Below are 26,334 nucleotides of genomic sequence, written 5' to 3'. Positions count from 1 at the left end.
CTTATTTTTGTTTTTTACGCTCTTGGTAAGCTTTTCTTTCCCATGACTTTAAGGATGGGTAGGGGTCAAAGGACCATTCAGTATACCCATTATCACGATACATGCCGTAGTGGAGATGGGGTGGGAACTTTCCTTGCGTCCCAGGTTTACCGTATCCAGAGCTTCCGCAGTAACCAATCACATCCCCTGGCGAAACAATACTTCCTTCTTCAATCCCTTTTTCGAATCCGCTTAAATGCGCATAATAATGGTAAATATTATCGAGATCACGTATACCGATACGCCATCCGCCATATATGTTCCATCCTTTGACTTCTACTTTTCCATAGGCTGTAGCGAGGACGGGAACATTGTAGCCTGCAAAAAGGTCTGTTCCTTCATGGATGCGACGTCCGCCCCACCCACGACGATCTCCCCACGTGTTTTTATAGCTGTAATTATAGCGAAGGGGAAACGGGAAGGCATGATCATTTAAATCCAAATGACCAAAATGCTCATACACGCTGGCGTGACCATGAATAATCGCGACAGATTGCTCACGTTGATAATGGTCCCACAGGGCAATGCGGAAATCACTTTCATCAAAGCCGTACTGTTCTAAATAATGAGCGAAAGTATATAGCACATCTTCATCATTTGTTAGACTCGCGATGCCGTCCCCGTCTCCATCAAGCCCAACGCCGTTAAACAAACTAATTGATAAAGGGTCGGTGTCTTCTTTATCCGGGTTAAGCGGGCCTGCCCACACCTCGGGCTCATAATAAATTGAGATCAGCCCTTCCTCATTCTCTCGATCACGCTGAGCGCGTCGCAAACCGCGCTCATATGTATCGACGGCCGCTAAGTACGGCCATGGAACTTGAGTGAGGGCCTCCATTTTTTGATATAGCTCCAAACGCCCCTTGAAAATTTCTTCGTCGGTAAGCTCCTCTTTACTGGCATGAGCAAGTTGTGGTGTGGAGGTGATAAGAATAGTAAAAATTATCAAAAGTTGTAGTGCGTGCTTCACAATATTCCCTCCTCTAGGAATTCTCTTCTCTGTTAGTTTGCAGAGATAAGCAAAAAAAATCGGAGTGAATCAATGGAAATTTTGAGCGGAGGTTTGGTCATTTTATGATAAACATGATAAAGTATAGGAGGATAATTGCATCGAGGTTTGTCAATTTTCGTATGCAGAATAAGGGAAAGTGGATGGAGTGAATAGTATGGCTAAAAAAGAAGAACATTTACGCAAGCCGGATTGGCTAAAAATTAAATTAAATACAAATGAAACGTACAATGGATTAAAGAAAATGATGCGTGAAAATAATTTACATACAGTATGTGAGGAAGCGCGCTGTCCGAACATTCATGAGTGTTGGGCTGTTCGTAAAACAGCAACCTTTATGATCTTAGGAGATGTATGTACTAGAGCGTGTCGTTTCTGTGCAGTCAAAACAGGTCTGCCTAATGAACTTGACTTAGAAGAACCAGAACGCGTTGCAGAGTCTGTTGAAATGATGGGTCTAAAGCACGCTGTTATTACAGCGGTTGCCCGAGATGATCTAAAAGACGGAGGAGCAGAAGTGTTTGCTGAAACGGTACGTGCGGTTCGTCGTCGTAATCCGTTCTGTACAATTGAAGTTCTTCCATCTGATATGTTAGGCAATTTTGATAGCCTAAAAGCTTTAATGGATGCTAAACCAAATATTATGAACCATAATATTGAAACCGTTCGTCGTCTTTCACCGAGAGTTCGTGCGCGTGCTACGTATGATCGCACACTTGAATTCTTACGTCGTGCAAAAGAAATGAATCCTGACATCCCTACAAAATCAAGCTTAATGATTGGGTTAGGAGAAACAAGTGAAGAAATCATTGAAACAATGGACGATTTACGCGCAAACAATGTAGATATTATGACGATTGGTCAATATTTACAACCGACGAAAAAGCATTTAAAAGTGTTGAAATATTACACACCTGAAGAATTTGCTGAATTCAAGCAAATTGCTCTTGAAAAAGGCTTTAGTCACTGTGAATCTGGTCCACTAGTACGATCTTCTTATCATGCTGATGAGCAAGTAAATCAAGCACAAGTAAGAGAAGAAGCAAATAAAGTAGCAAAATTATAAAAAGAGTGCTTCGGCGCTCTTTTTTTTGTCTTATTTCTCGTGTTGGTAAGTGTCATCTAAATGTTGACAAGTCTAAAAAGTCCGAATATTATGAGGATAATACATGTACTAAGAAGGCTGGGGGAATTTAAATGAATGAACAGAACCATTATCGTCCTGAAACATTAGCAATTCACGCTGGGCAAGAGATCGATCCAACGACGATGTCAAGAGCGGTTCCTTTGTATCAAACGACATCTTATGGTTTTAAAGATACCGATCATGCGGCTAATTTATTCTCATTAAATGAGTTCGGAAATATTTATACGCGGCTAATGAACCCAACGACGGATGTATTTGAAAAGCGAGTCGCAGCTCTTGAAGGTGGTGCAGCAGGTCTTGCAACAGCTTCTGGACAAGCGGCCATTACCTATTCCATTTTAAACATTGCTGAAGCCGGTGATGAGATTGTATCGGCAGCAAGTTTGTATGGAGGGACGTATAATTTATTTTCAACGACTCTTCCAAAGCTTGGCATAAAGGTTCACTTTGTCGATCCGACTGACCCTAAAAACTTCGAAGCAGCGATTACGGAAAAAACGAAAGCTGTCTATGCTGAGTCAATCGGAAATCCTAAAGGAGATGTGTTAGACATCGAAGCGATTGCCGAGATCGCTCATAGACATGGGGTGCCTTTAATTATTGATAATACATTTCCAAGTCCCTATCTCTTACAACCGATTAAGCATGGGGCGGATATTGTCGTTCATTCTGCGACTAAGTTTATCGGAGGACATGGCACATCAATTGGCGGCATCATCGTCGATAGTGGAACGTTCGATTGGACGAAATCAGATAAATATCCAGGTTTAACGACACCTGATCCTAGTTACAATGGTGTGGTTTATACAGAGGCGGTTGGTCCGATTGCCTATATTATTAAGGCGCGTGTCCAACTCTTACGTGATCTCGGGGCATCGATTTCTCCATTTAATTCATTTCTGTTACTTCAGGGACTTGAAACGCTTCATTTACGGATGAAACAACATAGTGAGAACGCGCTTCAAGTGGCAAAGTTTTTAGAAGCTCACGAGGCGGTTGACTGGGTATCGTATGCAGGTCTTGAATCTCATGACTCGTATCCATTAGCGCAAAAGTATCTACCTAAAGGACAAGGGGCGATTTTAACATTTGGGCTAAAAGGTGGCATAGAGGAAGGGAAGAAATTAATTCATTCTGTTGAATTATTCTCACATCTCGCCAATGTTGGTGATTCAAAATCATTAATCATTCATCCAGCAAGTACGACACATCTGCAATTAACTGAAGAAGAGCAAGTGAAAGCCGGTGTCACACCAGGAATGATTCGCCTATCGATCGGAACAGAAGCGATCGAAGACATTTTAGCTGATCTTGGGCAAGCGATTGAACGGAGCCAAGACTAAAAGGAAGGAGCAGCGTCGACAGACGATGCTCCTTTCTTTTTGATTACCTTTTTAATTCTTGTTGCTTGTGTTTCATGATGTTCATGTTATTATCTTCATCCTCATCATAAGAACCTTGCGGGGTCTGACGCATTTCTTGAATGGTCGCTTTCAACGTCCCTTCGTTATTGCCGGCTGTTGTTGATCCGTTTTGGAAACGTTCTATCTCTTCAAAATGATCATGGTCATCGGTAATATAAACTTCGTAATAACGTGGTACAACGGATAAGGCACTACGCTTCACTTGGTCGGCTACATAGTCACGATCATCTGTTTTAGAGTCATAAGCAACAAGTACATATTTGTCTGTCACTAACGTTGCGGCTTCACTGACGGTTTCGTTAGAAAGAACCATTCTTGATACGGTATCAGCCAATTCGTTGCGATCATACATAGGAGCAATTTGTTGTCTTCCGTTTGACTCCACTTGTTCTTGTTGATACCTTGTGTAGCCATAATTATTGTAGCTAGAATCATCAGACGTCCCTGTTCCCATTGGGTAATACCCGTAGTTCTGCTGCATCGGTCCGTTTGTGGAGTTCGATGTCCGCATGTTCGATTGTTGACCCGCATCATACGTTTGACAACCTGTCATAAGCATCATTGCTGCGACGCTAGAAATCACCAGTGTTTTTTTTATCATGATTCTAAAATCCCCCCTCTAGTTAAAGAATGACCCAAATTAACGATTTTTATTTCTAGAAAATGATGTGTACACAGGATACAGTTAACAAGTCATGATATGGTATAATAAATCTATAAAAAGTGAGGTGAGCCCAGTGGTTCGCATTCAAGGAATGCAATATGAAGTCATTGATGATGTAAAAGAAGGTTGGAACGAAGAAGAGTTTACAGCTCGATATAGTGATGTCTTAAATAAATACGATTATATTGTAGGGGATTGGGGTTACAGTCAACTACGTTTACGCGGCTTCTTTGAAGATCGCCATAAAAAGTCGACATTCGATACAAAAATTAGTACGCTTCCAGATTATTTGTATGAATACTGTAATTTTGGTTGTGCTTACTTTGTTTTAAAGAGGGTTAAAGAAAAGTCTCCAGTAAAACAAACCGTAGAATAAAGCGTAGAGCCCTTACAGGGCCTACGCTAAGTTGTTGTATAGGGAGGTTCCTCGTTTTTATTAGGATCATCATGGGTGGGGTGATGTCCGGGATATTTGCGTGGAAGGTTTTGGTGAAGAGACTTGAATTCATAATTGAAAGCGCTGTAATAACGTTGACCAGGCTTCCAAGGAGTACTTTTGTTTACGACAGGGGTATCCTTGTTGATCGGTGAACCATAAGGTCCTTCTGGTGTGATCTCTGGCAAAATGAAATTACGCATCGTTTCCACGTTGGAGAAATCGGAATACTGATCTTCTTCTTTATCACGTGAATTTGGCATAAAAAAACCACCTCCTAGGTCTATCTTAACCTTAGGAGATGGTTCTTATGTTTAAATAACTTCATAAAGAAACGAACGTAATTCAGCGGCTTCTTCGGCATCTAGTTGATACGCATGTTCTAAATAACCTGGTTCTTCTAAATCATCAGAGCCAATAATGGCAAAACGATTTGATAGCACGTTTAAGACAAGTTTTTTTCCGTAATAACGAGAAGATGAGATAATCGCTAAATCAAAGCGTTGCGCTTCACCCATGAAACTAACGAACCGGGTGCGCGTTTCTTCGATGTCATCATATAAATAAAAACGTTCAGACATGTATGATCCCTCCAGGTCAAATAATGTTGTTTCATCATACCATGACCTAGAAGGATTGCGAAGGTTAGTCGTTCATTTTTAGATGTGGCTTATGATTTAAGTGGTGATGTGTTTTAATATAGCGAACGGTTCTTGTTTTTGCACGCATAACAATGGAGTCCGTTTCTGCTAAATCGCCGCCTAAGAAGCGAACACCCTCGAGTAGTTCACCGGATGACACACCTGTTGCGGCAAAAATTGCATCGTCACCACGGACAAGATCATGTAATTGAAGAACCTGGCTCGGATCGTCAACACCCATTTGCTTACAGCGCTCTAGTTCTTCGTCATTCATCGGAACTAGACGAGCTTGCATATCGCCGCCTAAAGCTTTCAGTGCAGCAGCTGAAATGACGCCTTCAGGAGCGCCACCTGTTCCAACAAATAGATCAATTCCTGTTTGAGGAAGAGCTGTAGCGATTGATGCACCGACATCTCCATCACCAAATAATGTGACTCGTGCCCCTTTTTGGCGAATACGATCAATCAGTTCTGCGTGACGCTCACGTTCTTGAATAATGACGGTTACATCACGGACGCGCTTATTGGTCATTTTTGCGACGATATCGATCGTTTTTTCAATAGGGTCATCTAAACGGATAAGTCCAGCGGCCTCCGGTCCGACAGCGATTTTTTCCATATACATGTCAGGAGCATGTAAGAGTGTTCCTTTATCAGCAACGGCAATAACAGCCATCGCATTCGGGTGACCTTTAGCAACGATGCTTGTTCCTTCAAGAGGATCTACAGCGATGTCCACTTCTGGACCATGCCCGCTACCGACTTCTTCACCAATATAGAGCATTGGAGCTTCATCAAGTTCACCTTCACCGATCACAACCGTTCCTCGACAGTTGACTGAATCAAACATAGTACGCATCGCTGTTGTTGCGGCGTCATCAGCTTCATTTTTTTTGCCACGTCCCATCCATTGTGATGAGGCTAATGCTGCGGCTTCCGTTACGCGGACGATTTCTAAGGCTAGTTCACGATCCAAGTTGATTCTCCTCCAATTGTGTATCATAATTAGTTTTTATTTATCTGATCGACAACCTTTTAGGACCTTGTCGAATCATGTACGTCTGTTATCATAACAAAAAAGAGCTCAAGAATAAATCATTTCTTTTGTTGTGTTTGTCTGAAGTAGGTATTACTGTCTAATGTGTTATACTATTTAAAAAAGAGAAGGTGTAGCGAATGTACTTTGTAAACCGTGAAAAAATTGATGAGACACTTGCCTATATGGATCTTCTATTGAATGAGTGGGATGAACGACCATCTCTTGACACGCTAAAGGACAAGCTTGCCATGGAACGAATGGTGACTGTCATCGTCGAATCAATCATTGATGTTGGTAATAGCATGATTGATGGATTCATTATGCGCGACCCAGGTAGTTATGAGGACATCGTTGACATTCTTCATGATGAAAAGGTGATTCATGAGCAAGATGCGAACTCGTTGAAACAAGTTGTCGCTCTTAGAAAAGAACTTGTCACATATTACATGAGTCTTGACCATGATAAGATCTCCAAAGTTGTAACAAAGGAATTAACGGTCCTTACCCAGTTTTCATCGAATGTTCGTCGCTACTTAGTTGAGGAATTAGGTCCGGTTTCTGCGTTCTTACCGAATAAGAAGTAATTAGGTTGACACATGAAATGTACATAACAACACTCATCGCTTACAATCGATGTAAAGATGGTGATGAGTCATACTACCAACTCCACACGAGACGTAGTTTTAGTCATGATTAATAAATAGTCAAGGTGAAGAGAGCTCTCCAAGAAATTATGGTCATCTCTCATTAGATATTTTGCAGGATGTTGAAAAGATTGAGTAAAACGAGGCTGGGACATAATTAAAGTGTTTAACTCAGGAAACGAACGAAGTGCTAATTTAGCGGATGAAATATACGTAGACTTCTGGCGGGTATTAGCATAGGTGAGACACTGAAGTGCAAAGCACGAAGGGGCTCACCAGCTTCCTCGCGAAAAGCGAAGTATATTTCAGGAGCGGTTTACAAAAGCTGCAGCCGTAATGTTCGAAATTCCATAAGTAAAAATCCTTTTGTCCCAACCTCGTGTTCGTAGAAAGAGGGATAAGATGAAATCATATAAAGGTTTTTTAATTGATTTAGATGGAACGATGTACAAAGGAACAGAACCAATTCCAGAAGCCATTGCGTTTGTTTCAACACTCGAAAAAAAGGGATACCCTTATTTATTTGTGACGAACAACTCGACGAAAACACCAGAGCAAGTGGCTGAAGTGTTAGTGAAAATGGGGGTACCAGCAACAAGTGGGCATGTGTTTACGACGAGTATGGCAGCGGCAAGCGTTATGACAGAAAAGAAAGCAAATGCTCGTGTCTTGATGATCGGAGAAGAAGGGTTAAAGCAGAGCTTACTTGATGAAGGTCATGAAATCGTAGAAGAAGAACCTGATTATGTCATCATGGGTCTAGACCGTGAGATCACGTACGAAAAACTTGCGAAAGCTGCTTTAGCGATTCGAAGCGGGGCAACGTTTATCGCAACTAATGGCGACAAAGCTTTGCCGACGGAAAGAGGGTTGTTACCAGGGGCGGGATCATTAGTTTCGGTCATTGAAACAACGACAGGAGTGAAACCGATATTCATTGGTAAACCCGAGTCCATTATGATAGAACAAGCCCTTGAAAAAATCGGCATAAAAAAAGAAGAGGCACTGATGATTGGTGATAATTATGATACAGATATTTTGGCTGGGATTCGTGCGGATGTTGATACATTAATGGTCTTAACAGGAGTAACGAAAGAGGAGCATATAAAAGAAGTCGAACAAAAGCCAACCTATATGCTTCGTTCTTTATCAGAGTGGACGATTAATTAAACGTTTATTTAACTAGATCGTAAAAAAATGATTTTGGGTATTTAATTAAACGTTTATTTAAGAGGGGAAAGTGCGCTCAATCTACGTTCTACGTATGTAAAAGATTCGACTGACTGAGATGGTCAGCTCGAATCTTTTTTTAGTGGAGAAATTTTTCATTCATTCAACATTCGCCGCACGATGAGCAAGTCGACTTGAAGCAGCAGCGGCAATGGCGCCAACAATATCATCTAGGAATGTGTGGCATTCTCCTGTTGATTTGTCATTCAGTCTTTTTAAAATGCCAGGTTTCAACTTGTCGATGTAACCATAGTTTGTAAAACCAATCGAACCATACACATTAACAATCGATAAAGCAATAATCTCATCGACACCATATAACCCTTCATCTCGCTCGATAATTCCTTGTAGAGGTTGCTCAATCTTTTTTTGTTCCGTTAAGACATCAAGCTGAATACCTGTTAAGATGGCATTTTGAATTTCTCTTTTACGGAGTACTCGATGCACATTGTGAATACAATCGTCCATCGATAAATTCGGGTGATATTTTTCTTGTAAGAAGAACACAAGATCAGCGATATCATTAATCGTTACCCCACGTTCTACCAAAGCTTCGCGTGCTCTTTTCTCTACCTCATCATAGTTCTTTTCTTCAGACATTGTGTCACCTCCATCCGTCATTCATCTTGTCTGCATATGATGTGAAGACAAAATGGTTACTACTAGTCTACGGGAAAGTAACACATTTTATGCGAGTGGGTCATAGACTATAAAAAAGAAGGTGTGCGTTGGGAGGGATCGATGTGTTTGAACGTAATGTGTACGATCAATACGGACTCTATTGTGACGTCAGACTGTCTATAGGAGACTACGAAGGGTTTGAAGCTGGAGGGAAGTCCTATGTCTTTTTTCCAAAAGATGAATGTGCTTCTTCTGAACAAGAGATGCTTGATTTTGCGGAATATTATCGGTCAGTCGGTGATGAGACGATGCTCTCTTTACGAAAAACGAAACAAAATGGCAATCTTGGTCTAATAGATGGTCAAGAAGTGTACCTATTCGAACTTCCTAACCAAGAAAATCGCTCAGAGTTACGACTTGATACGAGTTATGAAAAGGGAGAACATTTGTCGGTCATTCATTATTACGGAAAACAACTGTCGCATCCACGTAAAACATATGATTACTTCGGGCAGTGGCATAAACTATGGGAGCAACGGTTAGAACAACTAGAAGGTTGGCATCAACAGATCAGTTACGAGAAGCCAAGATCCTATGTAGATGAGGCTTTTTTGTATTCGTATCCTTATTTTATGGGTTTAACAGAAAATGCGATTCAGTATGCTGTTGATGCAAGACTAGATGATCCAGCGAGAGAGCAAGAACAAGGTACGATCTGTCATCGCCGCTTTACGGACTCGACATGGTTAACGGTCTCGCCCCGAGGTGGAATCGTTAAAAGGCCGACTGAACTTGTCTACGACCATCCATGTCGAGATGTCGCAGAGTGGATTAGGCAAAAAAAATTCGATTTATCACTTGAGCGTTCAAATCATTGGGAGGATATTCACTCCTTCATAGAAGGCTATGAAACACATGAACCGCTAACAACGTATTCATGGCGTCTCGCTTATGCCAGATTATTATTTCCTGTTCATTATTTTGAAACAATCGAAAATTATTACCGAGCACAAATCAATGAAGAAAGAACACAATTTGGTCAAACATTTTTCTCGATCATTGAACAAGAGCAAACGAATGAACAATTTTTAAAACAATTTTCAGAAATGGTACGAATTCCGAAAACATCAGGAAAAACACCGAATGTTGAATGGTTATAAGTGAAATCACCTTAGAGAGCTGGGTGCTCCGGAACTTATGTATTTAAAGTTCTCTAAGTTACAGAACTAAAAGTAGTTATTCACCTGATCTATTATTAAATACAGGATTTTTTCATTACACAATAAAAAACATCGTCTCTCATAATTACGACAGAGGCGATGTTTTTATTTTATTTAAGGACTTTTTAGTGAGCTTGCATTTGTGCTCATTTTTTGTTTTCAAAATTCATCATAAAGGTTTTGCATACAAAATATATCGATCGGGAGCATTCCCGATAATTGAAAAGGGGTAGCAAGTTGTAATGACTAGTTCTTCATAGTCTTTATGAAGAGTCACAATAGAGAGGTCATCCGCTTTTACAACCTTGGAAGAGGATATTACATATTTATATTCTCCATTTGGTAGTTGGATAATAATTTCATCTCCAGGTTGTATTTCCCCTAGTTTGCGAAATACTGTATCGCGATGACCTGATAAGACGATTTGTCCTCCTTCGCCTGGTAACGCCGAACCGATATAGAGGCCCACTCCTCGCTCTAATTCATCTGGGTCAGTGCCGTAAATGATAGGAAGTTCTTCATTTAGTGTGGGGAAAGATAACAAGCCAATTGTATCGCCAATGTCAGAAGGAGAGCCGGAGATCGCTGAAGCTTGTTGACTTACGATGTGCTTCCCTTCATCTAACCCCTCTGCAATTTTAATGCGACTGTCTGATAACTCCAACGCAGCAAATCCAATGAAGATTAATCCGACAACGAGCAACGAATAATAGATGAACCTCACTACAATCCCCCTTAATAAATCGGTTCTAAAAAATACAGAGTATAACACCCTGTATTTTTATTAATTTTCCTTTTGTTTTCTCTCTTCTGCTTCTAAACCTTTTCGAACGAGTTCCATAAAAGCTGCTGTTCTAGTAGAGATGCCTTCTCGTGCTTGATATTCTTCTACTTTTAATATTAATTGCTCAGGAATTCTCATGTCAATCCTTTGTGTTTTTACTCTCATAGTGTCCTCCAGAACATTCTACACATTAGTGTGATTGTTAATATTAACTTTCAATTAGTTGACTGTTAAGAACATTATACCATCACACATACTTTGGATAAACAGCATTTTAATAGGTTAGACCTCTTGATTTTAGCTAGTAAAAAAACATATAGTTAGTTTCGTGTGTAAAAATTACTTGAATTGTACGTCTATTTAATGGTAGTTTTAGTTTGATAATTCAAACTACTAGGTGGTGACGGTATGGAACATGTAACAGCAATTATTAAAAAAACATCCGTTTTTCTTTTAAATGATCAAAATGGTGTAGGAATTCTTTTTATTGGAGGAGTATGCAAAGGTAGATGTAGTTTCGAGCTTACAAGGAAAACAATCGAGTTGTATAAAGACCGTACATATGTGAGTTGGCAGCTGCAAGAGGTTCGACAGGCCTATAACTGGAATGGCAATGAACCATCGACTCACTTCAATGTATTACTATAATTCGACGTTAAATGTCGAGAAGAAAATAAAAGAATAATCAGAAACTACTTGAATTGTACGTGAATCATGTGTACATTTAGATTGTTCGATATAGTGAAAACTGAAATCAAGGGTGATGAGTTAGGAAAGTTATAACAATGTTATAACAAAATATGGGAGGAGGTGCTATAAAGTGAGTTTTTTCAACGTATTCTTTTAGGATTTTCTGTGCTTATTGCCTTTATCACTTCTTTATCGATCGCTATGATCTTTACTGAAACAGAGCATCATCAAAGAAATCAAAAAGATTCCATAGAAACAACTCTTTTTGAGAGAGAGCGATTGCCTCTTTACCAGGAAGATCGAGGCTATGGAGAAATTATTGACGATGACTGGGTTTTATTATGGCATGAAACGTTTGAATATTTAGATAAAAACAAATGGAATGTTATTGAACAAGGAGATAACTACAACCATGAGTTGCAATATTATTTACCTCAAAATGTTCAGATTGTTGATAGTACATTAGAAATTTCCGCTAAAGAAGAGATGTATAAATCTCACAACTATACGTCAGGGAAACTTACTACCCAAGATAAATTCACAATCGAATATGGAAAAATAGAGGTCACATTACGAGTAAGTCATGCTGATGGAACATTCCCAGCTGTATGGCTTCTACCTGAATCTGGAGATACTCTACCAGAAGTTGATATCTATGAGTCGATCGGGAGATACCCCGCAGCTGTTTACTATGTAAATCATTGGATTGAAGATAATAAGCAGAAAAGATCATATGCTTCTCACCATTTAGAAGACCCCTATGCTTCGCATACCTATGCGATCGAGTGGTCAAAAGATGAAATCAAATGGCTTATAGACGGAGAGCATATTTTCACATCGACCGAAGGTATCCCTCATGAACCTATGTATTTAGTTATTAATCTTGCTATTGGTGGAACATGGGCCAAGGATCCAAGTGAAGACACTCTTTTCCCTCTAAGCATGATTGTAGAAGAAGTCAAATTTATGAAAAGAAGGGACTAATCGAACATGATATGGCTTACTATCATTATGATTACGATTTGTACCGCATTGCCATTGTTTCATGTAATGAACGCACTAGGTGCTTTAAGGGAAAAAGACCAATACAACTTTCACAAAGATACTAAGAACATGAAAGGTATTTCTGTTCTTGTCCCTTGTTATAACGAAGAAGTCATTTTATCCTCTACCATTCAAGGAGTGAGGGATATCCTCAAGGTCTATCCGCATGCAGAGTTTATCTTCATTAATGATGGATCTTCTGATCGTACACTAGATGTTCTTACCGAAGAATTAGGAAACAAAATTTCTTTAAAATCATTTGCTAAACGCCTTACTTACCAATTAGTTCTTGCTACATATAAATCAACTAGATTACCTAACACGTATATTATTGACAAGAACAATGGTGGGAAAGCAGACTCCTTGAATGCTGGGATTGATTTTGCCTCTAATGATATTATTGTCACTCTTGATGCAGACACCATCTTAGAGAAAAACTCCCTTCATGTCATTAATTCAGCCTTCGAAGATGAAAACGTTATTGCTGGCGGTGGTCTTGTCAACATCATACAGGGAGGGCAGATGAGCGGAAAAGGACTTTCATTAGGGATCAAGTATATCGTTAGATTCCAAATATTTGAATATTTGAAAGGTTTTATGATCTATAAAACATCTCTTGCTCGCTCTAATGCACTCTCTGTTATATCAGGTGCTTTCGGTATATTCAGAAAGAGTATTCTTCTTGAAGTCGGCGGTTATCGAAATACAGTTGGAGAAGATATTGATATTACGATGAAGTTTCAAAAGTATGTTCTAGACAATAAAGGGAAAAAAATTTTGTTTTTACCACATGCAATTTGCTATACAGAATGTCCTGAAAGTTGGAGAGATCTATTCAAGCAAAGAGTACGTTGGCAGAAAGCCTTTGTTGATTGCTTGATTATCTACTTCAGGGTGATGCTGAGATCTATCTTTAAACGATCTGTATCCTTTTTCTTTATTGTAGATGCCTTTATTGTAGGCACCCTCGCAACCAGTTTTACTCTGGTTTACCTCGTTTACCTTCTTACCCTCGGATATAGCGAAAAATCCTTTTTCATTATAGGTTTATACCTTGCCTTATCTGTGACATTGAACTTAATTTCTTGCTTGGCAGCTCTTTATATCATTAAGAGACATGGGATGCACATTGCTAATGGATCTAGAAAGCATTTAGTAATGACTATACTAGGTGAACTCTTCTTTTTCCGCTTTGTCTTTATGTTCTATGTAATGGTGGGTAGCTTACTATATTTTGTCAACAAAGAAGGGTGGAATAAGGTTCAACGAACAGGAAACAAATATCTAGAAAAAGCATCATAATCTTTTGGCGCCATTGTTAAAAAAAACAAATAATACTTGATTTTGTAATAACGTTGTTACAACATTCAATTTGTAATAAAAAACAAAAACTTAATAAGGTGGGACTTAAACATTGGGATGTCGGTTGGAACTAAAGTTGTAGGAGCTTTATTAGCGGGTGGAGTTACGGCAGGTGCGATAGTATTTACAGGTCGAGATACGATTCAGTCAGTATCTAGCAATCTAGTTAACTACAAAGACAAGATTGTTCAGTACGATATGAATGAGAAAAATCTACTAGCTAAGATTGAGGAGTCAAAGGCTTCTGCTAATGAAACTGTGGCAAAAGCAAATGGTCTCATCCAATCTAAAAATGCTAACATTGCAAATTTAAGCGCTAACATTAAGCATAAAGAGAAAGAAATTCGCAAGTTTAAGAATCAAATCGAATCTTTTAACTGCAAGCAACGAACAACTAGAACTTACTGAGATGGAGCTATTAGCTGTTACAACTGAATTAGATGCAACACTTTCTCAATTAGAAAGTGTAAATTGACAACTTGAAGATGCTACTAATCAAATCGCTAAGCTGAAGGAAGAAAATACTTCTACATATAACGAGAAGGAACGTTTAGCTGGAGAGGTAGAAAAAGCCAATGAAGCAGTTGAGGAGCTTGGTTCTGTAGATGCAGCAGTTCAAGAGGCAACTAAGGATCTAGTACCACAAACAACTGAAGAAATTAACTCTATTGATACTTCAATAGATACAATTTCTTCAGTTGTAACTATCTCTAACCTTCAATTAACTTACATTCAACTCACTGATCAGTTTATCGCTGAGAACCCTGATCTTAACATCCAAGAGTGAGATCGCATTTGGAGAATCACTAATAACAACTCTGTAGATGTAGCTGTAAGTTATCAATTTACTGGATTAGATATCTCAGACTCTATCGTAGCCAATGCTAATGGAGTGACATTCATCAAAACTGATAAAGGCGGAACTCTTAAAGTTTGCTGGTTAGATCACAACGGCAAGACTGTTGAAACAATTAAAGCTGGAGCTTAATTAACAGGAAGAAGAGAGGATTAAAGTCCTCTCTCCTTAAATTTCTTATCGACGACACCCCCACTTGATCAAGGTGATCTAGTGGGGGTGTCGTTTTTTATTGCTAATGGAGATACATTTCAAATTATTGTTGACCACTATATCAACAGTATCTCCAAATTTTATATCTAAATCCTTGAGGTAGGGAGAAGGGATAATTACCCCTAGCGAATATGTATATTGATCGAAAAAAAGTAGGGGTTGTTCTATTTAATGGCACCACAAACAAAATTATCAGCCTTCAAAATCAAAGGAATGAAACGTTTTTATGATCCTTATTTTTCTAAAAATTTCTCTTCTGACTCATCCTCATTAATCTCTGCATTCAGTAAGTAATATCCTTTATAAGGCTTCTCGATCCCATCAACTCTTCTTTTCATAATATCCATAAAAGCAGTGGGTGTCTTCCATTTCATTAGTCCATGCCCTTCTAGATTCCTTGCAATTTCTTTTCCTGTGAATGCTCAATCTTCACTTTTGAACAGATCAAGTGTGAAATCAATTGCCGCATTGATTTTTTATTTTTTGCTTTTCTTTTTCTTTCCGTGAGATTCTTTTTTAATTACAGGAGTGTTCTTGCTTTCCTCGTCTTCTATGTAATTCAGCTGGTCTTCTTTGTACTCGATAATGTGAAGTGGTCGAGTGTTTTCTTTTTTGTCTCTGTAAATGTCTCCCAGTCTTATGAGAAGTTGATGCCACTCGTTTTGGAGCATTCTCTTTTCTTCCTTGAGTTCTTGCATTCTCTCTCTAATAGCTTCTAGTGCAAAACAATCGAGTTGTATAAAGACCGTACATATGTGAGTTGGCAGCTACAAGAGATTCGACAGGCCTATAACTGGAATGGCAATGAACCATCGATTCACTTCAATGTATTACTATAATTCGACGTTAAATGTCGAGAAGAAAATAAAAGAATAATCAGAAACTACTTGAATTGTACGTGATTTATGTGTACATTTAGATTGTTCGATATAGTGAAAACTGAAATCAAGGGTGATGAGTATTGAGAAGCTTAAGTGAGTTGAAGAAGTGGTTAATTAGTGTATCTCTATTGGGTCTCATTATTGGCGGGGTTACATATGGCACCTATTCTTGGTTTTTATCTTCAGCACTTGTAGAAGGAAAAATCCAAAATGCACAACTAGAAATTAACGTCGGAGCCACCGAAATCGAGTTTTTAAGTGACCATGATCGTCTCGTATTAGGGAAGGAAGTCAAATCCAAGCCTCTTGTGTTTGAAAATAGTGGAGATGAAGCGATGAAGGTATCAGGAAAACTAGATATCGAACTCATCCATTCTGATGGGAAGAATGCTCCCCAAAATAAACTGAAGGATGTTCTTGTTACAGTGAAAATTACACATAACGGCAAAATTGATAAGTTTGAAACGACCGGGGATAAAATGGGAGACAAAAATATCCTAAGGAAATTGTCCAATGGTTTGGAGACACAAGAAACTTTCGAGGTGGAAATGATAATGGAACTTAAAAAGAACCCAGGGAATAAATTTCGAAATTTATCGGTCAAACCTTCTATTCTAGTTGAAGCAAAACAGATTGATAGTAAGGAGTAGGTGCATATGAGAAACAGATGGATCTACTTTTTAATAGCTGTTTTCTTATACTCTTTCAGTCCAATCAACATAGCTGCAAATGAAGTTCATGTAAATCAACAAGGGGAATTAAGTCTTTTTGAAGAGGGGCTACGATTAGCCCCCTCTAGAAATCTTGGCTTGCATATAGTCACCTTAGCAAACAAACAGGAAGAGAGTTTAACGACCGATCTATTTTTGGAATTTGAATACCGTCATCCCGGTGGCCAGCTAGACAACAGAATGTTAGCTAACTACGAGGCTTTCTCAGAAGTCCTTCTAAACGGCAAGCATGTAGAAACGTTTCATTGGAGTTCCCTTACTACCTTCCAATATGAGTTTAATGCAAAGCTTCAAAATCTAAGCTTACAACAAAACGACCAACTAAAAATTAGCTTTGATATTCACTTAATGAAAGAAGCTCCCAATGAGATGCAAGCTGGTGTACTTCATGGGAAATTGAGTGCTGAATCTGAGGGTGATGTTCTAACGACTTCTCCAACTGAACAAAATGAATCTACGACTACAATCGAGCAACAAGAGAGTAGTGATCATATGTTCCCAATAGGTAAGCCTTCTAGCTTTAAGCATCCAGGTTTAGAAGGGAATCATAAATTACCTTCAACGAGTACAAATATGTACAATTTTTTATTAATAGGATGCCTCTTACTTATTATTGCAGGTATCATCCGGGTCTTTGCTGCAGAAAGACTATCGGAGAATAGGGGGTAAAGACATGCTTTCTCGCAAAAGGAAGTATCAATTATTAAGGAACCAACGAAATAGAAAAACGACTTATCTTGTTAGTTTTATGTTTTTGTTTGGCTTTCTTATTCTAAGTGGTATGAATCAACTCATTCCTTCCTCACATTCTTACTTTACTCAAGCTTTAGAAGTTCATGGTCAAGCCATACCGATTGAAAAAGAAGAAGAGTTAAAAGTGGAAACAATTGAGGTGGTTGAGGAAGAAGAAAATGACACAAATTCAGAAGATGCAGTAAACGAATCGGCAGTTGAAACCGAGGATTCAAAGGCTAAAGAAAAGGTCAAAGATGAGAAAAAAGAAGAAAAACAACCTAAAGAACAAGAAGCTAAACAGTCAGAAAAGGCAGTAGAGCCAGTTAAAGAAAATGACAAGAAAGAGCAAGCTTCTGAGTCAAAACAAGAAGAAAAGGTCGAGGTCATTGAGACACCTGCTGAAAATCCTGCAGAGCCAAAAGAAGTAAATGCAACACAAGCAGAAAAAGTAAGCGAATCAAAGAAAGAAGAAAGAGAGGCTTCTCCAGAGGTAAAAGACATCAAAGAAACAGTTGAGAATGGGGAGGAGTAAGATGGCGAGTCATGAAGCAACTTTTGGAAACAGAGTTGCATACTATCGTAAACTGAAAAACTTATCACTTACTGAGTTAGCGAATCGAACAGGGATTACCAAAAGTTATTTAAGTGATATAGAACGTAATCACAAAGACAATCCTTCTATTAAAATCGTCACAAAGCTTGCTAACGAGCTTGACGTTCAATTGCCTCACCTCATATTTGGAAGGGATCAAGAGGTGAGGCTAGATGAGGAATGGATTAGGATTATTTACATGGCAATCCAAAAAGGAATCAAGAAAAATGAGCTTATTCGATTTATTGAAGGGAGCTCACTAGTAGAAAAGTATCACTTAGGGTGTGATGCAGAATTTGTAGAAAAATAAAAATGAAAAAAATAGTTAAAAAGTATTGTAATTCACGTACAATACACGTACAATAAGGTCATAGAGAGTTCGCTATAGAAAACAATAGTAAGGGTGAGCGCATTTGAAAAAACTATTAAAATACTTATCAACTCTATTACTCATCGTTTTGGCCCTAGGAGCGGCGGCAGTCATTTATTTCGTCATTCAAGCAGACGGAGATGTAGAAAAAGCTCCAAGCGTTTTCGGATATAAGCCGTTAACGATTCTATCAAACAGTATGCAGCCAGCTTTCGATGCGGGTGATATTATCCTCATCAATGAAAAGGTGGAACCAAGTGTCGGAGATGTCATTACATATAAGCATCCAGATGGAATCTTAGTCACTCACAGAGCCATTGATCTAAATGAATCGAATGGTCAGATGATGTTCAGGGCACAAGGGGATAACAACAACGTTGAAGATAACATCAACATCCCTCGCGAAGACATTTTAGGAGTCCAAACACATATCATTCCAAATGCTGGCTACTATGCACAGTTTGTAGCGGGTCCAATAGGGTTCTTTATTTTAATAGCAGTACCTATATTAGCAGTAATTATTATCGAAATATTCCAACGTTTAGGTATCATCGGCAACAAGAAAGAAAAAGTAGAAGACAAACAAGCGAGCTAATAAATAGCTCAGCTCACGAGGGGAGTGATGACGGATGAAGATTTAAAGGCAAACAGTCTACATACTTCAAACGTCAAAAAAAAATAAAACATAAAGAGGAGTCGGTTAAACATGAACATGAACAAGACAAAGAAGGCTTTACTAGGAACAGCATTAGCAGGAGCAGTAGTAGTAGGTGCTGGATTTGGAACATTCTCTTGGTTTACATCAAGTGCGGAAGTAACAGGATCTGTAGAGAACTCGACACTAAAGATTTCTGCTGGGGAAGATGCGAATTTTGATTTAACTGTAGATGGTGATAATTATAGTGCGCTTGCTCCAGGTAGAACGGCATCAGGTATTGCGACGATAGAGAATACTGGTGATGAGGTTGTTGTATTAACAGGTGAATTTGATTTCACTCTAAGTAACATTGTAGCTCCACTAAGAAACACTGACACTGTAGCTACACTAAGTGGTTACGATGTAGAAGTGCTTGTTGATGGGGAGTCAGTGTTTGGAGGTCCTGAGACTTCTAGAGATAGACGTACTGCAGCTCACCTAGAAGATGTAGATGTATTAGAAGACTTTGTACTAGCAAGTGGAGATATTGTAGAGGTTGAGCTAAAAGTTTCTCTTGATGGCCCTACTACAGGCAATGAATACCAAGGTGCTGAACTTTCTGTAGACTTCGAAGCTTTTGCTAAGCAAACAGATGAGGGTGCACAGTTCACTAATAATTAAGTAACCTTTAAGTGGAGTATTGAAACAACTGAAAAGTAGAATCACATGAGCGAAATGTCGTCTCATGTGATTTTTTAGTGCGCCCGGCATGGGTGATAACTTGGTGGTGAAAGTCCGCTACAGGCTTGGCAGTAGGAACTGTTAGCTAAAGGCAAGGGTGTCCATTGCGAAGTGGAATCTGAAGGAAGCCTGCGGCAAAATCCCGAACTGACGAACAGAAATTGTATAGAAGGCTGAATTGGAATGGACGAGTTTGCTAAACAAAACAAAGTCCGATACTGCCCGAATTCTATACAGTAAATACAGCAGTTACATGGGAGGAAGGTTATCATCCTTACCCGGGGAGGTCTCATGAGGGTTACTTACGTAACAATCATCCTAGTGATAGGTTGATGAATCATGAGAAGTCAGCAGAGGCCATAGTAGTTTTACAATAAAATGAAGGGCCGAACAATCTTAATCTTGGAAAACAAGGAGGTGTAGACATCGCCGCCAAAGCGCAGAAAACATCGTGGTAAAGACCGAATAGATGGCTACTTATGGAGAGATAGGTTGGAAACCAAAGGTACATAAGAGTGCGTAGGGATGTCGACATGGATATGAGAGAACAAGATGGTAACGCATTAATTAAACAAGTGATTGACGACAAAAATCTTTTAAATGCATATGAGAAAGTAAAGAAAAACAAAGGAGCTCCAGGAGTTGATGGAGTAACTGTGTACGAACTCGAATCTCACATGCGTAAGTATTACCAACCATTGAAAAAGAAGCTATTAGACGGAACATATCAACCACAGCCAGTGAAAAGAGTCGCCATTCCGAAACCGGATGGTTCTAAAAGATACCTCGGTATTCCAAGTGTCATGGATAGGGTTGTCCAACAAGCTATCCTACAAGTTATTGAGCCGAAAATCGACCCATACTTTTCAGAAAAAAGCTTTGGATTCAGAAAAGGAAGGAACGCACACCAAGCAATCAAGCTAGCTGAGCAATACTACGAGGAAGGATATCGAACAGTTGTCGATTGTGACTTGAAAAGCTACTTCGATACGATCCATCACCAAAGAGTACATGCTTATCTTGAGGAATTTATCTCTGATAAAATCGTCCTGAAACTGATATGGAAATTCTTGCGTTCCGGAATACTTGATAAAGATATTTATATCGAGACAAATGAAGGAACTCCGCAAGGTGGTCCACTTTCACCGATCCTCGCCAATGTCTATCTAAACAAACTGGATAGAAGACTGGAAGAACGCGGACACCGGTTTATCCGATACGCAGATGACTTTGTTATCTACGTTAAAAGCAAACGAGCTGGCGAGAGAGTCATGGATAATATCTCAAACTACATTGAGAGTGACCTTGGATTAACCATTAATCAAAATAAAAGCAAGGTGTGTAGTGCCACTTCGGCAACCTTCCTAGGGTTCAATATTCAAAATTTAATGGGCAAGTCGGTAGCCGACCTAGCAGGTCGGCAAAACAACGTTTCAAAAATAAACTCAAAAACTTAACCAGTCGGAAAAGACCTGGGACATGGAAACAGATCATGACAGAAATTAACCGGGTAACAATTGGGTGGATTAACTATTACGGAATCGCAAGGATGAAGACGTTTATCCTTGAAGTTCAAGGATGGTTAAATCATAGGCTCAGACAAATCATTTGGAAAAGGTGGAAGAAAGTTAAAACGAAATTTAAAATGCTTCGTAAATATGGCATCAGTCATGAGGATGCCATCAAGATCGACAATTCTCGAAAAGGATATTGGCGTATTTCAAGGTCGGAAATCATTCATCGTGCAATCACAAAAGAAAAACTCATAAAGTGGGGATTAAAAGAATTATCCACACTTTATGAGCTGCGCTACTTAAAAGATTGAACCGCCGTATACGAGAACCGTATGTACGGTGGTGTGAGAGGTCGGAGGCTAAAAGCCTCCTCCTACTCAATTGCGGAAAAATAAGTGTGTTCCTTTCTATTTGTTTTGAAAAAATTAGCATTTTTATTTTATTGGTGGCCAAGTCTTATTCACAGAAATCAAAAAAGAAGCCCAAATTGAGCTTCTTTACATGACTATTCACAATAAATAAGAGTAGAAAACTCATCGGAAGATTTAGATTTTAAAAATTCTTTCATTTCCTTGCTCACCATCCATACCCCGTTTTCTTTCAACAGATGCCCGTTTAAAACCATATTTCGTATTCCGTTTTTCTTGCAGCATAATTCATTCACAGTCCCTAGTGGTAACCCTAATTCTGTTTCAATGATAGTGGCGTAGAACAAATGATTTATGTTATATACGTCATTCCAGATCTTAGCTTCGATTTCTATGTAACTTAAATCGTAGGCTAATCCAAGTCTCATAGCTTCTTCAGGAGTGTCCCCTTTGGCCATCAATTCTTCTACCCCACTATCGATCTCATCCACACGTTGAAAACAAAATAACCAAAAAGCTTGATCTTCTTCTTTTTTACGGAGTAATGTGAATTCGCCATCATAATATAAGTCGGCATGCTCCTCGACATTATGATGGATTTCTAAAGTAGTAAACAAAATTTATTCCTCCTCTGTTATTAAGCCAAAATGGATAATATGTTATATGTATGTTCTATTATAGGTAATAATTGACTATTTTTATAGTGTTTTAGTATGACAAATTCCTCCAAAAAACTAGTGCTTTCTTAATAATGAGTAACTCTTACTTATCTATAACATGATTCTTTCAATCCACAATAAAAAAAACTTCTCTCACAATTGCTGAAGAGGCGATGTATTAATTTTATGAAAAATTTTTTTTCAGTGGACTAGAGAACTTAGTTGATTGTTTGGTATCGAAAATAATTCGACATAGGTTATCATTTAGTTGTATGAATTATTAGAACATTTACAAAAAACATCTTGTAATAAGTTGGAAACGACTTTATAATGTCCATTATAAAAACACATTTGTTTTTTATAGAGAAACAGATTGAGGTGGATGGATTGGAGTGGAGTGAAATGAAAAAAGGAATCAATGTAGGACTTCTAGGACTAGGAACAGTCGGTACGGGAGTGATCTCAATTATCGAACAACACCAACAAGAGCTGCAACATAAAGTCGGTTGTTCAGTGAATGTCAAAAAAGTTCTTGTTCGTAATTTAGAAAAAAAACGGGGCGTTTCTTTAGATAGAAGTTTGTTAACAACAAACCCAGACGATGTATGTCAAAACCCTGACATTGATGTAGTGATTGAGGTGATGGGTGGAGTAGAAGATACAAAACAATACTTAATAGAGGCCCTTAGACAAAAGAAGCATGTTGTGACAGCTAATAAAGATTTGATGGCGTTACATGGTGCAGAGCTTTTACGCATAGCTTCAGAGAATGGGAGTGATCTCTACTATGAGGCGAGTGTCGCAGGTGGCATTCCTATTTTACGAAGTTTAGCTGATGGATTAGCAGCCGATCGCATCAAAAAGATGATGGGGATTGTCAACGGAACAACCAATTATATTTTGACAAAGATGTCCCAAGAAGGTAGTTCGTACGATGACGTGCTCGCCCAAGCGCAAGAGCTAGGCTTTGCAGAGAGTGACCCGACTGCTGATGTGGAAGGGTTAGATGCAGCTAGAAAGATGGCAATTCTCGCCACATTAGGGTTTTCGATGGATGTTAAGCTAGCGGACGTGTCCGTTAAAGGGATTTCATCTGTATCAGATCGTGATCTATATTACTGTGATCAGCTAGGCTACACAATGAAGTTAATTGGCCTAGCCAAACGAGATGATGATCGAATTGAGGTAAGTGTAGGTCCAACCCTTCTACCTAATGAACACCCTTTAGCGTCCGTTCATAATGAATACAACGCTGTCTACGTGTACGGAAACGCGGTTGGAGAAACGATGTTTTATGGACCAGGAGCGGGGTCTTTACCAACGGCAACAGCTGTCGTTTCCGATTTAATTACCGTCATGAAGAACATGAAACTCGGTGTCAATGGTCATGCTGTCCATGCTCCTTTGCATGAAAAAGTACTGAAAGAAGACAGAGAGATTGAGTCAAAATACTTCTTCCGAATGAGAGTGACAGATAAAGCAGGGACATTCCAAGCGATCACATCACTGTTTGCCGAACATGAAGTGAGTTTTGAAAAGCTTTTACAATTGCCAATTGAGGGCGTAGAGGCGGCTGAAGTCATTGTGATCACTCATCATACAAGTAAAGAAAACTATGAACAACTATATAAGCGACTTGAAGCTCTTGATGTAGTAGAGAATGTAGAAAGCAGCTACCGAGTTGAAGGAGGACAATAAAATGAGTCAATGGAGAGGGTTACTGGAAGAGTACAAAGAATTCTTGCCGGTAAATGATCAAACACCTTTATTATCACTACGAGAAGGAAATACGCCATTGATTCCACTCGAAAGCCTATCAAAAGAATGGGGCGTTGAACTTTATGTGAAAGTAGAAGGGGCTAACCCCACAGGTTCTTTTAAAGATCGAGGCATGGTGATGGCGGTCGCTAAAGCGAAAGAGGCTGGGAGCGATACGATTATATGCGCATCGACTGGTAATACATCAGCGGCTGCCGCTGCGTATGGTGCTCGTGCTGGCATGAGGTGTATTGTCGTTATTCCAGAGGGGAAAATCGCCCTTGGTAAGCTAGCTCAAGCCGTTATGTACGGAGCTGAGGTCATTGAGATCAAAGGGAATTTCGATCATGCATTAGAAATTGTGCGCACAATTAGTGAAACGGAGCCTGTCACATTAGTAAACTCAGTCAATCCCTATCGAATTGAGGGCCAAAAAACAGCTGCATTTGAAGTATGTGACGCACTTGGTCAAGCTCCAGATGTGTTAGCGATTCCTGTTGGCAATGCGGGCAATATTACAGCGTATTGGAAAGGGTTTGTTGAATACAACGAGAAAAAAGGAACAGGACTTCCTGAGATGCGTGGATTTGAGGCGGAAGGGGCAGCTGCAATTGTCCGGAATGAAGTCATTGAAGAACCGGAAACGGTAGCTACTGCGATTCGTATCGGCAACCCAGCAAGCTGGTCTCAAGCAGTAACCGCAGCGAATGATTCAAACGGAGCGATTGACTATGTGACTGATGATGAAATCCTAGAAGCATATCAGTTGCTCGCTCAACGTGAAGGTGTTTTTGCAGAGCCTGCTTCTTGTGCCTCTCTTGCAGGAGTGAAAAAACAATTAGCATCAGGACAATTGAAGAAGGGAGCGAAGATTGTCTGTGTTCTCACTGGCAATGGCTTAAAGGATCCTGCAACAGCCATGGATACGGTCGCTGTAAAACCCGTCGTTCTTCCTAATGACAAAGATGTATTCTTAACCCATATTAAGGGAGGCGTTACATCGTGAATCAAGAGCCTGTAATGATCACGGTGCCAGGGAGTACAGCAAATCTTGGACCGGGCTTCGATTCTGTAGGTCTTGCTGTCGATCGCTATTTGACACTCATTGTGAAGCCTGCGGAGAAATGGTTATTCACATCATCGTCACCTGACTTAGCCGATGTGCCAACAGACGAGCAAAACTTAATTTATAAAGTAGCTCGTCATGTCGCCGATACGTATGAGGAGACACTTGCTCCATGTGAAGTGGAGATGACGAGTGATATTCCACTAACACGAGGGTTAGGAAGTAGTGCAGCTGCAATTGTAGCCGGAATCGAATTAGCTAATCAACAAATGGGAAATCGTTTATCTGTTGAAGAAAAAGTTCGGTTAGCGAGTCTATGGGAAGGTCATCCTGATAATGTCGCTGCTTCTATTTACGGCGGGTTAGTTGTAGGAACGCACACAGAGGAGTCCACCCATGTGTTATATGGGGGCGTTCCCGAAGTAGACCTCGTTATCGTTGTACCAAAACATGAATTGCTAACGAAAAAAGCAAGAGGGGTTTTACCTGAATCGCTCCCTTTTAAAGAGGCTGTGAGAGGAAGTAGTGTGGCAAATGTTCTAGTTTCAGCGCTTTTGCAACGAAATTATCAAGCTGCTGGTGAGATGATGAGTGCTGATGTGTTTCATCATCCATATCGTCAAGAACTCGTGCCACATTTAGATGAGGTCATTCGTGTCGTCAAGACTGAAACAAAAGCCTACGGGGCAGCGTTAAGTGGTGCTGGGCCGACTGTTTTCTGTTTAGCTCCACTTCATGAAGGTCCCAGTGTCCAAAATGTATTACAGCGATTTTTCCCTGAATTTGAAGTCAGTGTTCTTCCGCCTGCTAAGCATGGAATACAAGTACGTGAACCTAGCTTTTTAAAAGAAGCGTAGATCGTTTAGTGAATAGAACAGAAAAAGTCGGGCAAACCAGTATCATTAAGGAAAAAAGGAGTGTCCGACAATGCTTGATGTGAATGAGCTACAAGAAGGTCAGCAGGTGTATGTGATTTATCGTAATCCGCACACACCGACTGTTTCTGCGATCCAAGAAGCAACCATTGCATTCGATCCAATGAACCCAGGACAGATGTCGCTTGTTTTATTTGACTATTATCATCCAATTGAAGATGATGATGCGATTTTTGCTTCCTATGACGAAGCAGAGGCTTCCTTTGATCAATACTTAATGTGAACATAAAGAAAAACACCCGCGTCAATGAACGCGGGTGTTTTGTTATGGGTAGTATCTGCGG

The 26,334-nt window shown here is 39.5% G+C and carries 32 protein-coding genes and 1 pseudogene; 22 read left to right on the top strand and 11 right to left on the bottom strand.

Annotation, left to right across the window (positions count from 1 at the left end; translation table 11 throughout):
• Window position 1: 1 nt before the first annotated feature.
• Window positions 2–1,009, bottom strand: coding sequence for a M23 family metallopeptidase (locus CDZ88_RS12925; RefSeq protein WP_100373940.1), 1,008 nt, complete (start codon window positions 1,007–1,009; stop codon window positions 2–4).
• 196 nt (window positions 1,010–1,205) lie between these two features.
• Between CDZ88_RS12925 and lipA the strand changes: the two genes are divergently transcribed.
• Complete coding sequence (gene lipA, locus CDZ88_RS12920) at window positions 1,206–2,114, top strand: lipoyl synthase (RefSeq protein ID WP_100373939.1); 909 nt, start codon at window positions 1,206–1,208, stop codon at window positions 2,112–2,114.
• Window positions 2,115–2,245: 131 nt separating this feature from the next.
• Window positions 2,246–3,538, top strand: a complete 1,293-nt coding sequence (locus tag CDZ88_RS12915; RefSeq protein WP_100373938.1) for a homocysteine synthase — start codon at window positions 2,246–2,248, stop codon at window positions 3,536–3,538.
• Window positions 3,539–3,581: 43 nt separating this feature from the next.
• Here CDZ88_RS12915 and CDZ88_RS12910 read toward each other — a convergent pair whose 3' ends face one another.
• On the bottom strand, window positions 3,582–4,220 hold the full coding sequence (locus CDZ88_RS12910) for a YhcN/YlaJ family sporulation lipoprotein (protein ID WP_100373937.1): 639 nt from the start codon (window positions 4,218–4,220) through the stop codon (window positions 3,582–3,584).
• Window positions 4,221–4,374: 154 nt separating this feature from the next.
• Here CDZ88_RS12910 and CDZ88_RS12905 point away from each other — a divergent pair, with 154 nt between their 5' ends.
• A complete protein-coding gene (locus tag CDZ88_RS12905; RefSeq protein WP_442857125.1) occupies window positions 4,375–4,659 on the top strand; it encodes a YutD family protein in 285 nt (94 codons plus the stop codon).
• 26 nt (window positions 4,660–4,685) lie between these two features.
• Here CDZ88_RS12905 and CDZ88_RS12900 read toward each other — a convergent pair whose 3' ends face one another.
• The 3 genes from CDZ88_RS12900 to glpX form a co-directional block, all read right to left on the bottom strand.
• Window positions 4,686–4,982 (bottom strand): cytosolic protein, encoded by a 297-nt coding sequence (locus tag CDZ88_RS12900; RefSeq protein WP_100373935.1) that lies wholly within the window; start codon window positions 4,980–4,982, stop codon window positions 4,686–4,688.
• A gap of 51 nt (window positions 4,983–5,033) precedes the next feature.
• A complete protein-coding gene (locus CDZ88_RS12895) occupies window positions 5,034–5,300 on the bottom strand; it encodes a DUF3055 domain-containing protein (RefSeq protein WP_100373934.1) in 267 nt (88 codons plus the stop codon).
• Window positions 5,301–5,364: 64 nt separating this feature from the next.
• Window positions 5,365–6,336, bottom strand: a complete 972-nt coding sequence (glpX, locus tag CDZ88_RS12890; protein ID WP_100373933.1) for a class II fructose-bisphosphatase — start codon at window positions 6,334–6,336, stop codon at window positions 5,365–5,367.
• Between the two features lie 200 nt (window positions 6,337–6,536).
• Here glpX and CDZ88_RS12885 point away from each other — a divergent pair, with 200 nt between their 5' ends.
• Window positions 6,537–6,983 carry a DUF86 domain-containing protein gene (locus CDZ88_RS12885; protein WP_100373932.1) on the top strand — a complete coding sequence of 149 codons (447 nt, stop codon included), beginning with the start codon at window positions 6,537–6,539 and terminating at the stop codon, window positions 6,981–6,983.
• A gap of 462 nt (window positions 6,984–7,445) precedes the next feature.
• A complete protein-coding gene (locus tag CDZ88_RS12880) occupies window positions 7,446–8,213 on the top strand; it encodes a TIGR01457 family HAD-type hydrolase (RefSeq protein WP_100373931.1) in 768 nt (255 codons plus the stop codon).
• Between the two features lie 159 nt (window positions 8,214–8,372).
• On the opposite strand, the gene CDZ88_RS12875 is transcribed toward CDZ88_RS12880, so the two are convergent.
• The gene (locus CDZ88_RS12875) at window positions 8,373–8,873 is read right to left on the bottom strand and encodes a phosphatidylglycerophosphatase A family protein (protein WP_100373930.1); all 501 of its coding nucleotides are present in this window, start codon (window positions 8,871–8,873) and stop codon (window positions 8,373–8,375) included.
• Between the two features lie 143 nt (window positions 8,874–9,016).
• Here CDZ88_RS12875 and yutH point away from each other — a divergent pair, with 143 nt between their 5' ends.
• Window positions 9,017–10,054 (top strand): spore coat putative kinase YutH, encoded by a 1,038-nt coding sequence (gene yutH, locus CDZ88_RS12870; RefSeq protein WP_100373929.1) that lies wholly within the window; start codon window positions 9,017–9,019, stop codon window positions 10,052–10,054.
• Between the two features lie 229 nt (window positions 10,055–10,283).
• Here yutH and CDZ88_RS12865 read toward each other — a convergent pair whose 3' ends face one another.
• Window positions 10,284–10,838, bottom strand: coding sequence for a class D sortase (locus CDZ88_RS12865; protein WP_232718641.1), 555 nt, complete (start codon window positions 10,836–10,838; stop codon window positions 10,284–10,286).
• A 60-nt stretch (window positions 10,839–10,898) separates the two neighbouring features.
• Complete coding sequence (locus tag CDZ88_RS17650; protein ID WP_198507860.1) at window positions 10,899–11,063, bottom strand: hypothetical protein; 165 nt, start codon at window positions 11,061–11,063, stop codon at window positions 10,899–10,901.
• Between the two features lie 243 nt (window positions 11,064–11,306).
• Here CDZ88_RS17650 and CDZ88_RS12860 point away from each other — a divergent pair, with 243 nt between their 5' ends.
• The 4 genes from CDZ88_RS12860 (at window position 11,307) to CDZ88_RS12845 (ending at window position 14,402) form a co-directional block, all read left to right on the top strand.
• Complete coding sequence (locus CDZ88_RS12860; protein ID WP_100373928.1) at window positions 11,307–11,546, top strand: hypothetical protein; 240 nt, start codon at window positions 11,307–11,309, stop codon at window positions 11,544–11,546.
• A 207-nt stretch (window positions 11,547–11,753) separates the two neighbouring features.
• Window positions 11,754–12,572 carry a glycoside hydrolase family 16 protein gene (locus tag CDZ88_RS12855; RefSeq protein WP_100373927.1) on the top strand — a complete coding sequence of 273 codons (819 nt, stop codon included), beginning with the start codon at window positions 11,754–11,756 and terminating at the stop codon, window positions 12,570–12,572.
• A 6-nt stretch (window positions 12,573–12,578) separates the two neighbouring features.
• Complete coding sequence (locus CDZ88_RS12850) at window positions 12,579–13,934, top strand: glycosyltransferase family 2 protein (RefSeq protein ID WP_100373926.1); 1,356 nt, start codon at window positions 12,579–12,581, stop codon at window positions 13,932–13,934.
• Between the two features lie 117 nt (window positions 13,935–14,051).
• Entirely contained in the window at window positions 14,052–14,402 is a 351-nt protein-coding gene (locus tag CDZ88_RS12845) for a hypothetical protein (RefSeq protein ID WP_100373925.1), read from the top strand.
• Between the two features lie 894 nt (window positions 14,403–15,296).
• Here the strand turns inward: CDZ88_RS12845 and CDZ88_RS17470 are convergent.
• Together CDZ88_RS17470 and CDZ88_RS12840 are read right to left on the bottom strand one after the other, a co-directional pair.
• Window positions 15,297–15,437 carry a hypothetical protein gene (locus CDZ88_RS17470; RefSeq protein ID WP_157796552.1) on the bottom strand — a complete coding sequence of 47 codons (141 nt, stop codon included), beginning with the start codon at window positions 15,435–15,437 and terminating at the stop codon, window positions 15,297–15,299.
• Window positions 15,438–15,539: 102 nt separating this feature from the next.
• Window positions 15,540–15,734 carry a hypothetical protein gene (locus tag CDZ88_RS12840; RefSeq protein WP_100373924.1) on the bottom strand — a complete coding sequence of 65 codons (195 nt, stop codon included), beginning with the start codon at window positions 15,732–15,734 and terminating at the stop codon, window positions 15,540–15,542.
• Window positions 15,735–16,024: 290 nt separating this feature from the next.
• Here CDZ88_RS12840 and CDZ88_RS12835 point away from each other — a divergent pair, with 290 nt between their 5' ends.
• The 8 genes and pseudogenes from CDZ88_RS12835 to CDZ88_RS17760 all read left to right on the top strand — a co-directional run.
• Window positions 16,025–16,594, top strand: a complete 570-nt coding sequence (locus tag CDZ88_RS12835) for a hypothetical protein (RefSeq protein WP_100373923.1) — start codon at window positions 16,025–16,027, stop codon at window positions 16,592–16,594.
• 6 nt (window positions 16,595–16,600) lie between these two features.
• Entirely contained in the window at window positions 16,601–17,344 is a 744-nt protein-coding gene (locus CDZ88_RS12830; protein ID WP_100373922.1) for an LPXTG cell wall anchor domain-containing protein, read from the top strand.
• Window positions 17,345–17,348: 4 nt separating this feature from the next.
• On the top strand, window positions 17,349–17,942 hold the full coding sequence (locus CDZ88_RS12825; RefSeq protein ID WP_100373921.1) for a hypothetical protein: 594 nt from the start codon (window positions 17,349–17,351) through the stop codon (window positions 17,940–17,942).
• 1 nt (window position 17,943) lies between these two features.
• Entirely contained in the window at window positions 17,944–18,312 is a 369-nt protein-coding gene (locus CDZ88_RS12820) for a helix-turn-helix domain-containing protein (RefSeq protein ID WP_157796551.1), read from the top strand.
• A 103-nt stretch (window positions 18,313–18,415) separates the two neighbouring features.
• Window positions 18,416–18,967 (top strand): signal peptidase I, encoded by a 552-nt coding sequence (locus CDZ88_RS12815; protein WP_100373919.1) that lies wholly within the window; start codon window positions 18,416–18,418, stop codon window positions 18,965–18,967.
• 111 nt (window positions 18,968–19,078) lie between these two features.
• On the top strand, window positions 19,079–19,690 hold the full coding sequence (locus tag CDZ88_RS12810) for a hypothetical protein (protein WP_100373918.1): 612 nt from the start codon (window positions 19,079–19,081) through the stop codon (window positions 19,688–19,690).
• 593 nt (window positions 19,691–20,283) lie between these two features.
• Window positions 20,284–21,207: a group II intron reverse transcriptase/maturase gene (gene ltrA, locus CDZ88_RS12800; RefSeq protein WP_232718543.1), complete on the top strand. Its 924-nt coding sequence runs from the start codon at window positions 20,284–20,286 to the stop codon at window positions 21,205–21,207.
• A gap of 29 nt (window positions 21,208–21,236) precedes the next feature.
• A pseudogene (locus tag CDZ88_RS17760) lies at window positions 21,237–21,575 on the top strand (group II intron maturase-specific domain-containing protein); the annotation flags it as partial.
• A 194-nt stretch (window positions 21,576–21,769) separates the two neighbouring features.
• Here CDZ88_RS17760 and CDZ88_RS12795 read toward each other — a convergent pair.
• Window positions 21,770–22,249 (bottom strand): hypothetical protein, encoded by a 480-nt coding sequence (locus CDZ88_RS12795; protein WP_100373917.1) that lies wholly within the window; start codon window positions 22,247–22,249, stop codon window positions 21,770–21,772.
• Window positions 22,250–22,693: 444 nt separating this feature from the next.
• Between CDZ88_RS12795 and CDZ88_RS12790 the strand changes: the two genes are divergently transcribed.
• From CDZ88_RS12790 to CDZ88_RS12775, 4 genes are all read left to right on the top strand, one after another.
• Complete coding sequence (locus CDZ88_RS12790) at window positions 22,694–23,989, top strand: homoserine dehydrogenase (RefSeq protein WP_100374691.1); 1,296 nt, start codon at window positions 22,694–22,696, stop codon at window positions 23,987–23,989.
• A 1-nt stretch (window position 23,990) separates the two neighbouring features.
• The gene (gene thrC / locus CDZ88_RS12785) at window positions 23,991–25,055 is read left to right on the top strand and encodes a threonine synthase (RefSeq protein ID WP_100373916.1); all 1,065 of its coding nucleotides are present in this window, start codon (window positions 23,991–23,993) and stop codon (window positions 25,053–25,055) included.
• Window positions 25,052–25,972, top strand: a complete 921-nt coding sequence (gene thrB, locus CDZ88_RS12780; RefSeq protein ID WP_100373915.1) for a homoserine kinase — start codon at window positions 25,052–25,054, stop codon at window positions 25,970–25,972. The genes thrC and thrB overlap by 4 nt, the downstream gene beginning before the upstream one ends.
• 70 nt (window positions 25,973–26,042) lie before the next feature.
• Window positions 26,043–26,273, top strand: a complete 231-nt coding sequence (locus CDZ88_RS12775) for a transcriptional regulator SplA domain-containing protein (RefSeq protein ID WP_100373914.1) — start codon at window positions 26,043–26,045, stop codon at window positions 26,271–26,273.
• The last annotated feature ends 61 nt before the right edge of the window (window positions 26,274–26,334 follow it).

It is taken from the genome of Bacillus sp. FJAT-45037, from assembly GCF_002797325.1.
Classification (GTDB): domain Bacteria; phylum Bacillota; class Bacilli; order Bacillales; family Bacillaceae_D; genus Alkalihalophilus.
Note: the sequence above shows the minus strand (reverse complement) of the source record. Positions and strands in the feature narration are given on the sequence as shown.